13 protein-coding genes are annotated in these 10,212 nt (G+C 54.0%); 2 read left to right on the top strand and 11 right to left on the bottom strand.

What is annotated here, in order from left to right:
• From FDX01_RS24015 to sdhC, 3 genes are all read right to left on the bottom strand, one after another.
• On the bottom strand, nt 1-625 hold a 625-nt coding region (locus FDX01_RS24015; RefSeq protein ID WP_249361024.1), incomplete at its 3' end, for an FAD-binding protein.
• Nucleotides 625-972 (bottom strand): succinate dehydrogenase membrane anchor subunit, encoded by a 348-nt coding sequence (gene sdhD, locus FDX01_RS19320; RefSeq protein ID WP_115259050.1) that lies wholly within the window; start codon nt 970-972, stop codon nt 625-627. The genes sdhD and FDX01_RS24015, both read right to left, overlap by 1 nt.
• Nucleotides 966-1,370 carry a succinate dehydrogenase cytochrome b556 subunit gene (sdhC, locus tag FDX01_RS19315; protein WP_161959010.1) on the bottom strand — a complete coding sequence of 135 codons (405 nt, stop codon included), beginning with the start codon at nt 1,368-1,370 and terminating at the stop codon, nt 966-968. The genes sdhD and sdhC overlap by 7 nt, the downstream gene beginning before the upstream one ends.
• Nucleotides 1,371-2,064: 694 nt before the next feature.
• Here sdhC and FDX01_RS19310 point away from each other — a divergent pair.
• Both FDX01_RS19310 and FDX01_RS19305 read left to right on the top strand, forming a co-directional pair.
• A complete protein-coding gene (locus FDX01_RS19310) occupies nt 2,065-3,348 on the top strand; it encodes a citrate synthase (RefSeq protein ID WP_115259051.1) in 1,284 nt (427 codons plus the stop codon).
• A 174-nt stretch (nt 3,349-3,522) separates the two neighbouring features.
• Nucleotides 3,523-4,572 (top strand): AbrB family transcriptional regulator, encoded by a 1,050-nt coding sequence (locus FDX01_RS19305; protein ID WP_137400307.1) that lies wholly within the window; start codon nt 3,523-3,525, stop codon nt 4,570-4,572.
• 9 nt (nt 4,573-4,581) lie between these two features.
• On the opposite strand, the gene FDX01_RS19300 is transcribed toward FDX01_RS19305, so the two are convergent.
• The 8 genes from FDX01_RS19300 to FDX01_RS24010 all read right to left on the bottom strand — a co-directional run.
• Nucleotides 4,582-4,998, bottom strand: a complete 417-nt coding sequence (locus tag FDX01_RS19300; protein ID WP_137400306.1) for a hypothetical protein — start codon at nt 4,996-4,998, stop codon at nt 4,582-4,584.
• 86 nt (nt 4,999-5,084) lie between these two features.
• On the bottom strand, nt 5,085-5,876 hold the full coding sequence (gene nei / locus FDX01_RS19295) for an endonuclease VIII (RefSeq protein ID WP_137400305.1): 792 nt from the start codon (nt 5,874-5,876) through the stop codon (nt 5,085-5,087).
• 14 nt (nt 5,877-5,890) lie between these two features.
• A complete protein-coding gene (pcp, locus tag FDX01_RS19290; RefSeq protein WP_135912384.1) occupies nt 5,891-6,535 on the bottom strand; it encodes a pyroglutamyl-peptidase I in 645 nt (214 codons plus the stop codon).
• A 9-nt stretch (nt 6,536-6,544) separates the two neighbouring features.
• Nucleotides 6,545-7,540 (bottom strand): DUF979 domain-containing protein, encoded by a 996-nt coding sequence (locus FDX01_RS19285; RefSeq protein WP_137400304.1) that lies wholly within the window; start codon nt 7,538-7,540, stop codon nt 6,545-6,547.
• On the bottom strand, nt 7,537-8,259 hold the full coding sequence (locus tag FDX01_RS19280) for a DUF969 domain-containing protein (protein ID WP_096757850.1): 723 nt from the start codon (nt 8,257-8,259) through the stop codon (nt 7,537-7,539). The genes FDX01_RS19285 and FDX01_RS19280 overlap by 4 nt, the downstream gene beginning before the upstream one ends.
• 180 nt (nt 8,260-8,439) lie before the next feature.
• Nucleotides 8,440-9,174, bottom strand: coding sequence for a 5-oxoprolinase subunit PxpA (gene pxpA / locus FDX01_RS19275; protein WP_137400303.1), 735 nt, complete (start codon nt 9,172-9,174; stop codon nt 8,440-8,442).
• Nucleotides 9,164-10,096 carry a 5-oxoprolinase subunit PxpC gene (gene pxpC, locus FDX01_RS19270; RefSeq protein ID WP_115259062.1) on the bottom strand — a complete coding sequence of 311 codons (933 nt, stop codon included), beginning with the start codon at nt 10,094-10,096 and terminating at the stop codon, nt 9,164-9,166. Before pxpC ends, pxpA begins: the two co-directional genes overlap by 11 nt.
• A partial coding sequence (locus FDX01_RS24010) for a carboxyltransferase domain-containing protein (RefSeq protein WP_249361028.1) occupies nt 10,090-10,212 on the bottom strand: 123 nt, incomplete at its 5' end. The genes FDX01_RS24010 and pxpC, both read right to left, overlap by 7 nt.

The raw sequence follows: 10,212 nt of genomic DNA, 5'->3' as shown, positions 1-10,212 counted from the left end.
AAATACGGCCTGCGCCGCCGGTCGCCAGCACGGTGGCGCGGGCTTTGAAGTAAACCACTTCACCGGTTTCGATACACAGCGCGGTACAACCGACCACTGCGCCATCGGCATTTTTGACCAGATCCAGCGCGTACCACTCAGAGAAAATGGTGGTATGGTTTTTCAGGTTCTGCTGATACAGCGTGTGCAACAGCGCATGACCGGTACGGTCAGCTGCTGCTGCAGTACGTGCCGCCTGCTCGCCGCCGAAGTTTTTCGACTGGCCACCAAACGGACGTTGATAGATAGTGCCATCGTCAAGACGCGAGAACGGCAGGCCCATATGGTCCAGTTCCAGAATCGCTTCCGGGCCGGTCTTACACATATATTCAATCGCGTCCTGGTCACCAATGTAATCCGACCCTTTAACGGTGTCGTACATGTGCCATTCCCAGTTATCTTCATGGGTATTACCGAGCGCAACGGTGATGCCACCCTGCGCGGAAACGGTATGGGAACGGGTTGGGAACACTTTGGAGAGCAGCGCACAGGTCTGGCCGCTCTGGGAAATTTGCAGCGCCGCGCGCATACCTGCGCCACCGGCACCAATCACAACAGCATCAAATTCTCTGACTGGCAGTTTCATTACACACCCCACACCACAACGAATCCATAAATGACGTAAACCACCAGTGCAACGACAATCGCCAGTTGCAGAATCAGGCGCACGGCCAGTGGTTTAACGTAGTCGGTCAACACCTGCCACATGCCAATCCAGGCATGAATCAAGATAGAAAACAGTGCCAGCAGGGTGAAGACTTTGGTGAATGCCGATGAGAAGAAACCGGTCCAGATTTCCCAGGTCAGCGTGCCACTGGTGGCGAAGAAGCCGACCATATAGATGATGTATAACGTCAGAACGATAGCGGTAGCACGGACCAGAATGAAGTCATGTACGCCGTTGCGTCCTAATGCGGAGGCGTTGCTTACCATACGAGGACTCCTGCGAGAAGTGAAAGCACGACAATGATAACAAAAGAAATTTTGGCAGAACGTGTCCCTGCTTCGAGGGTTTCTTCGATGTAGCCAAAATCCATCAACAGATGGCGAATGCCCATGACGGCGTGGTAGGCCAGCGCTATCAGAATTCCCCACAGAATTAACTCCACAAAGAAGTTATTCATAATGGAAGACGCCGCGAGGAAACCTTCAGGGGAGGAAAGGCTGGTACCCAATAACCACAACAGTATCCCGACCGCCACGAAGGTGATCACTCCAGATACGCGATGGAGAATGGACGCTATCGCCGTGATTGGGAACCGAATCGTTTGCAGATCCAGATTGACAGGTCTTTGTTTTTTCACATTTCTTATCATGAATAACGCCCACATGCTGTTCTTATTATTCCCTTTAGACTTCGGGTACAGAAGATGAAGACTCCTGTTGCCTGAAAGACGACGGGATTTCCTTCCTCCGGTCTGCGTGCGGGTCAGACAGCGTCCTTACTATAACTACGCGTCATATAAAACACTGCTTCCAGTTGCTAAAACGACACGTTACAACGCTGGTTGGCTCGGGATTGCAGGGTATTCCGGAGACCTGGCGGCAGTATAGGACGTTCACAAAATCATTACAATTAACCTACATATAGTTTGTCGGGTTTTATCCCGAACAGTGACATAGGTCACGATAACAACATTATTTTAATTTTTAATCATCTGATTTGACAATCATTAAACAAACTTGTTACAAACGACACCAGAAAAAGCATATAATGCGTAAAAGTTATGGGGTCACTCTTTCACCGATGAGTAAGTTATGTAACAGTGTGGAAAGGTTGACCAATGAATTCAGGACAGTTATTAGTGTAGACAGGTTTAATAATTCGGATTGCTAAGTTGTTGATTTGTTGCTAATTCACCATGAGTTAACTGATTTACCTGCAAGCGCCCATTGCTCTGTACCCTGGTTTTCTCCTCTTCGCAGAGCGGCGAGCCGAATAACAAAGTGGTAACGGTTAATTGATGAGTTGAAACAGATCTCACCTGAGTAGTCTTAAGCAATAAGGCGCTAAGGAGACCGTAAATGGCTGATACTAAAGCAAAACTCACTCTAAACGGTGATACTGCTATCGAACTGGATGTGCTAAAAGGCACGCTCGGTCAGGACGTTATTGATATTCGTAGCCTTGGCTCAAAAGGCATGTTTACTTTTGACCCAGGTTTCACCTCTACCGCATCCTGCGAATCCAAAATTACGTTCATCGACGGTGACGAAGGTATTTTGCTGCATCGCGGCTTCCCGATTGACCAGTTGGCAACCGAATCTAACTATCTGGAAGTGTGTTATATCCTGCTGTACGGTGAAAAACCGACGCAGGAAGAGTACGACGAGTTCAAAACCACGGTCACTCGCCATACCATGATCCACGAGCAGATCACCCGTCTGTTCCACGGTTTCCGCCGCGACTCCCACCCGATGGCCGTGATGTGCGGTGTCACCGGGGCGCTGGCTGCGTTCTACCACGATTCTCTGGACGTGAATAATCCGCGCCATCGTGAAATTGCCGCCTTCCGTCTGCTGTCCAAAATGCCGACCATGGCCGCAATGTGTTACAAATACTCCATCGGCCAGCCGTTTGTTTACCCGCGCAATGACCTGTCTTACGCCGGTAACTTCCTGAACATGATGTTCTCCACGCCGTGCGAAAAATACGAAGTGAATCCGATTCTGGAACGCGCAATGGACCGTATTCTGATCCTGCACGCCGACCACGAACAGAACGCCTCAACCTCTACCGTACGTACCGCGGGCTCTTCTGGCGCTAACCCGTTTGCCTGTATCGCTGCCGGTATTGCTTCCCTGTGGGGACCGGCACACGGCGGCGCAAACGAAGCCGCACTGAAGATGCTGGAAGAAATCAGCTCGGTTAAACACATTCCTGAATTTGTGCGCCGCGCGAAAGACAAAAATGACTCTTTCCGCCTGATGGGCTTTGGTCACCGTGTTTATAAAAACTATGACCCACGCGCCACCGTGATGCGTGAAACCTGCCATGAAGTGCTAAAAGAACTGGGCACTAAAGATGATCTGCTGGAAGTGGCGATGGAGCTTGAGCACATCGCGCTGAACGACCCGTACTTCATCGAGAAGAAACTGTACCCGAACGTCGACTTCTACTCCGGTATCATTCTGAAAGCGATGGGCATTCCGTCTTCCATGTTCACCGTGATCTTTGCCATGGCGCGTACCGTTGGTTGGATTGCTCACTGGAACGAAATGCACACCGACGGCATGAAAATCGCCCGTCCTCGTCAGCTGTACACCGGCTACGACAAGCGTGATTTTAAGGCTGATATTAAGCGCTAATTCTCTGCCGGATGGCGCTATCGCTTATCCGGCCTACGTTTTTATTTCCGTAGGCCGGATAATCCGCATCTTGCTATGCCCGGCACATTCTTTCTTTTTCTTGACTCCCGTTGTTTTCATCCAGCTTTCTCTATGATTTACTGAGTGTTACTTAATGATACTCAGGAGCATGGGATGCCTGTTTTGCAGTGGGCCGCATTGTTTGTGCTGTCATTACTTCTTTCCCTGCTCTTTTTGTTTATCCATCTCCCGGGACCGCTACTGCTCGGTTCAATGATCGTTGGCATATTGTTCAGTTTGCGTGGCATTGCCCTGCCCCCGCCTCGCTGTACCTTTCTTGCTGCGCAGGCCATTCTCGGCTGCATGATTGCGCAAAACCTCACCGGCTCCATTTTTACAACGCTGGCGGCACACTGGCCGATGGTGATTGCCATCCTGCTGGCGACCCTTATCTCCAGCACCGCAATAGGCTGGCTGTTGGTTCGCTACAGTAAGCTGCCGGGCAATACCGGCGCGTGGGGATCTTCACCTGGCGGCGCGGCGGCAATGGTTGCTATGGCCCAGGAATATGGCGCCGATATCCGTCTGGTGGCGTTTATGCAGTATCTGCGGGTGCTATTGGTGGTTGGCGCTGCGGCACTGGTCACCCGACTGGTAATGGGCGATCGGGCGCAAGCGGTCAGCGAGCAAATGGTCTGGTTTCCGCCGCTGAGCAGCAATTTGTTCAGCACCCTGTTGCTGGCCGTGGTGGCTGGTACTGCCGGACGCTTACTGCGTATACCTTCAGGCGTGATGCTGCTGCCGATGCTGGCTGGCGCGCTGCTGAACGCAGGCGGCGTGATGGTGATTGAACTGCCGGAATGGCTGCTGGCGGTAGCCTATATGGCCATCGGTTGGCAAATTGGTCTCGGTTTTGACAAGCAGATCTTTTTTATGGCGCTGCGCCCGTTGCCACAGATCCTGTTGTCCATTTTTTCACTGATGGCGATTTGCGCCGCTATGGCCTGGGGACTGGCGCATTACATGCAGATAGATTTTCTCACTGCCTATCTGGCGACCAGCCCAGGCGGAGTGGACTCCGTCGCGGTAATTGCCGCAGGGAGCCACGCCGATATGGCGCTGATCATGGCGATGCAAACCCTGCGGCTGTTCAGCATTTTGCTCACTGGGCCGGCCATCGCCCGCTTTATCTCGGCACATGCGCCGCGAAAACCGCCGTCTTAACGCGGGGCGTTAATCCGGGTGCCCAATCTCCGTCACGGTCGTTCCGGATTTATCCACGGTAAACATAAACTCGGTCATACCACCCGGAAAATTCTGCGTAATATGCAGATTGTTTTTGCCTTTCCAGACATATTCCACGAGATCCGTATCCCCAAGATTTTCTATTTTACGATCCTTACCTGGGGTCAACGTGGGTGTCAGGTTTTGACGGTCCGACCGTGCTTTTCTCAGTGCCTGATACGTTTCTTCCAGCGTCATGGCAGGATAAAAACAACGAGTCTGGGCTCCGTGTTCATAAATATATTCCATATCCCGCGGCCCGGACTCACATTGAGGGGCTACCGATTCAGCAGCACTGGCCGACGCGGCAAAGAAACCGGCTGTTGCGATAAGTAAGGCGGTACAAAAAAAACGATTAACATCCATATTCCACTCCTGCTCATCACCTTGAGAGATTCAGGTGATCTTATTCGACATATCCCTCTGCATCACCGGGACCGCGTCATGTTATGTTATTTCTGACAACCCGGACACCAGTAAAATGGTCTTGACGACAGCATCGTTTTTTCAATAATCCCACCGCATCGCTCGCAGGCTTCACCGTCGCGGTGAAAGACTTTAAAGCGAAACAGCGCCCCGTGATGCTTATTCTCATCAGCCAGTCCACGAGTGTTATAGGATAAACGCGGAATATCGAGCAGCGCCTGCGCCAGCGCGTCCAACTGTTGTTCGCTCAGCTGCGACGCTTTATGTTGACCCGTCAGCCCAACCTGCCAGAGGATCTCTACCCGCAGGTAGTTACCTAATCCCGCAAGAAACGCCTGATCCAGCAGCAAGCCGGAAAACTGCCGGTTGCGAAAACGCGATGACAGCAGACGTGTTTTGACTTCAGCGGGCGTTAAGTGCAGATCCAGCACGTCCGGTCCCACCCGCTGCAGGAAGGGGTGGGTAGTGAGCTGTTCTGGCGTCAGCATTTCGATATCCGACGCGCTATAGAGCAGGATAGTTTTATCGGCGGTTTGCAGCCTGACGCGCAGCACCCGGGTAGTCTCCGGGATATTCCCCGTATCCACTACCCGCCAGACGCCGTACAGTTGATTATGGCTATATAACGTCAGACCATTGGAAAAGTGGGTGAGTAAGGCTTTACCCCGCGTTTCGAGCTGGGTAATACGCTGCCCAATCAGTTGAGATTGATACGGTTTTAACTGCTCAAAGGCAAACCAGACATCCGTCAACGGTTTGCTTTTGACTGCCGCCTCCAGGGTATCCGCCGCGCGGCGGATCTCCGGGCCTTCAGGCATAATACTGTCCTTTGTTAATGTGTTGCACCGCCCGTCACGGCGATATCGCGCTCCACCTGTAACGCCGTGACGATGGCAATTTCCAGCGCACGACGCACCGTATCACTCGCCATACTTGGCGCACCGGGATGGGCTGCGGCCTGCTGTGGAAGATAAGGGATATGAATGAATCCCCCCTTCACCGTCGGCGTATCTCGCAGTTTGTGCAGCAGCCCATACATCACGTGGTTACAGACGAAGGTACCTGCGGTTTGCGAAACCGATGCCGGAATACCAGCGCTGCGCATGGCCGCCACCATGGCTTTGATCGGCAGTGTGCTGAACCACGCCGCCGGGCCATCGGCCACAATCGGTTCATCTACCGGTTGCTGGCCACGGTTATCCGCAATACGCGCATCGTCCACGTTGATGGCAACGCGTTCAACGGTGATGTCTGTACGACCTCCGGCCTGACCGACCGCCAGCACCAGCGACGGTGACAGCGTATCAATCGCACTATTGAGCACTGCCAGAGATTCGCCAAATACGCACGGCAGTTGGCGCGCCACGACGCGGCATCCAGCGATGATAGCATTGTCGAGCCCCGAGACCACTTCCCAGGAAGGGTTAACTGTCTCGCCGCCAAAGGGTTCAAATCCGGTGATTAATACCGTTTTCATCCTTCCTCCTTACAGGAACATCAGGAAATACATCAGGAACACATTCACCAGCAACAGCAGGATGCCGGTCGGCACCTGCGCTTTAATCACCGCGTTTTTATCCGGCAGCTCCAGCAGCGCCGCTGGCACGATGTTAAAGTTTGCCGCCATCGGCGTCATCAGCGTTCCGCAATACCCGGAGAACATACCAATTGCCGCCATCACCGCCGGATTGCCACCGTGCTGCAAGACGAGAATTGGAATCCCAATCCCGGCGGTCACAATCGGGAAGGCGGCGAAAGCGTTACCCATAATCATGGTCAGCAACGCCATACCGATGGTATATACCGCTACCGCAATAAAGCGGCTGTCCACCGCCAGATATTCCTGCGTCAGATACGAAATGCCGCTGCCGACGCCCGCCGCCGTAAACAGCAGTCCGAGCGTGGCAAGAATTTGCGGCAGAATGAACGCCCAGCCGATGGAGTCCAGCAGACGACGCGCTTCCTGAATCGGCTGATGTGCCCGCTCATGGGTCATTTTAACCGCCATTGCCAGACCAATCAGCGAACCGGCGGTCATTGAAAACAGCGTCACCAGCGTGGCGTGATTCCCCGGCCCAAACAGCGCATTCTGTAAACCCGGAATATGATTGAACATCAGCACGCCGACAACAGTGACCACCGGGATCGCCAGCGCCGGGAAAAACAGCCGGTTGCCCAGTCGACTGGCGCTTTCTTCACGCTGTTGTTGCGTACGTTGATGGTAGCTGCCGAGCTTCACGCCGCCAAAACCGGCGATCAGCGCCAGTACGACCACCGCGATACCCACCGCGATATGCACCGTACGTTTATCGCCAAACAGTGAATAGGTCCAGTCACCCAGCAAAAACAGTAGACCATACACGCCCCAGAACAGACCGGTGGTTAAACGCCGGGGGTTCGCTTTGTCCTGCCAGGACATCACGGCCACAATCAACAAGACCGAACCCGCCAACCAGTAGAGATAGCTTTGCTGAAAATTCATTTCGCTTCTCCTTTCGCTGCGGCATTCGCTTTCGCGACTTCTCGTTGCAGATAGCTATCCAGCCGCCACAAGCGCGCACCGTGGATCAGGAAGGCACAAATCGCCGTTGGGATCCCCCACAGGGCAATGTGCAACGGCTCGGTCTGGATCCCGCCGGACTCCAGCATAAAGTTGTGCATGAAGATGATTGCCCCAAAGGCAACAAAGATATCTTCGCCGAAAAACAGCCCAACGTTATCGGTCGCCGCTGACATCGCACGCAGGCGATAGCGTACAGAGCCTGGCAGTTCACCGTGATTTTTCTCAGCGGCCCCTTCTGCCATCGGCGCCAGCAGCGGACGCACCATTTGCGGATGCCCCCCCAGACTGGTTAGTCCCAGCGCGGCGGTCGCTTCACGAATAAACAGATAGACAATCAGCAAACGGCCGCTGGTGGCGCTACGGATTTTCGCGATCCACGCCTGGGCGCGTTCTTTCAGGCCATGGCGCTCCAGCAGGCCGATGACCGCCAGTGGAATCAATAAGATAAACGGCAGGTTGCGGGTGTTGAGAAAACCTTCACCCAGTTTTTCGAGGATAGTGGCGATCGGCATATGCGCCGCCAACCCGGTGACGATCCCGGCAATGATAACCACCAATACCGGGTTAAAACGTAAAAGAAATCCGACCACGATGACGGCGATCCCCGTCAATGGCCAAAGAGAAATTACCTCTTCCATAATTCATTCCTGTTAAAACTCGTCATACTTCAAGCTGCAGGTGCGTTGACTGCCTTCGTTCACCCCAGTCACTTACTTCTGTAAGCGCCTGGGAACTCACTCACTGGTCATCTTCCTGCAACTCGAATTATTTAGAGTTTATGTTGTTGTGTAATATATTATTGTTTTGTATGGTAAATCTTATGCGCTAATTTCAATATTGCATGCATTAAACGCGCTGCGCAAACGGCGGGCAAAAGCGAGTGCGTGCTCACCATCACCATGAATACAGACCGTCTGTGCCGTGACGTTGGCCGATTCTCCGGTTTGGCTTTTTACTCTCCCGGACCGCACCATTTGTAAGGTTTGCGCCAACGCCTGCTCTTCGTCTTCAATCAGCGCCCCCGGCTGACTACGCGGAACCAGACTGCCATCCGCCTGATAGCCGCGATCGGCAAACACCTCCTGACGCGTCTGCAGACCATAATGCTCGCCGGCCCGAATCAGTTCGCTACCCGCCAGCCCCACCAGCACCAGCGACGGATCGCAGGCATGTACCGCCCTGGCGATGGCATCGGCTAACTGTGGATCCCTGGCGGCCTGGTTGTACAACATGCCGTGCGGTTTGACGTGGCGCATCACGCCACCTTCCGCCCGGGTTATCGCCGCCAGCGCACCGATTTGATACAGCGTCTGGGCGTAAACCGTGTCGACGGGCAGGGTCATGGCGCTACGGCCGAAGTTTTCCCGATCCGGAAAACTGGGATGCGCCCCCACTGCTACGTCATTTTTTAACGCTTCACGCACGCTTGCCAGCATGGTTTGCGCATCGCCGGCGTGAAATCCGCAGGCAATGTTGGCAGAAGACACCAGTTGCAGCAGCGCGGCGTCATTTGCGCAGCCTTCACCGAGGTCTGCATTCAGATCAATTTTCATCGTTAAGTCGCCATGTTAATTGTTCCAGATAACGCTGCTGGTCGTGACGCGCCTTTAGCGCTTCCTCCAGCGAGCACTGAACAAAATGAATTGGCTGGCCGAGGGGAATTTGTGCCAGATGGTACATATCCGCCTCAATGATACAGGCGATGCGTGGATAGCCCCCCGTGGTCTGGGCGTCGTTCATCAGCACAATAGGCTGGCCGTTATGCGGCACCTGCACCACGCCGGGAAGCAGACCGTGCGACAACAGTTCTCGATCGGTAGTGCGCGTTAGCGGTTGTCCCTGCAGGCGATACCCCATGCGGTTACTCTGCGGGCTGAGTTGCCATGGCGAACGCCAGAATGACGCCTGCGAAGCTTCATCAAACTCATGATACTCAGGTCCGGGTAACGCACGAATGCGGTTCCCCCACATGAGCTGTTTTACCCCCTGCGGTCCGCTGAACCGTCGCGTGGAAACGCCCACCGCCAGCCTGTCGCCATCGCGTAACAGACGCCCTTCCAGACCACCGATGCCGACTTTCAGGTCGGTGCTGCACGAACCCATGACCTCGGGAACATCAATGCCACCCGCTATTGCCAAATAACTGCGCATGCCATGTTGCGGACGTTTTAGCGTCAGGCGTTGTCCAGCCTTCACCGGCAGTCGCCATCCGCTCCACACCGGGTTACCGTCTAAATGTGCATCACACCCCGCGCCGGTCAAGGCAAACCAGCTATCTGCGTCAAACTCCACAACCAACTGGCCGAGCGTTATCTCCAGCGCAGCGGCATTTGCATCGTTGCCCACCAGCAGGTTGGCAACGTTCAATGCGGGCTTATCCAGCGCCCCACAGTGGCTGATTCCTGACTGGCGAAAACCGTGACGACCGCCGTCCTGGACGGAAGTGTACATACCGGCACGAATGATAGTTAACATACTCCCTCCTTCTGCGGTACAAAGCGCACGGTATCTCCTGGTCGTAACAGGATGGGTTCATCCCGGCGGGGATCAAACAACTTAATGGCGGTATGCCCTATCAGCTGCCATCCCCC

Source organism: Citrobacter sp. wls613, from assembly GCF_005281195.1.
Taxonomy (GTDB): Bacteria; Pseudomonadota; Gammaproteobacteria; order Enterobacterales; family Enterobacteriaceae; genus Citrobacter; species Citrobacter gillenii.
The sequence above is the reverse complement of the archived record's forward strand: the minus strand, read 5'-3'. Positions and strand labels throughout refer to the sequence as shown.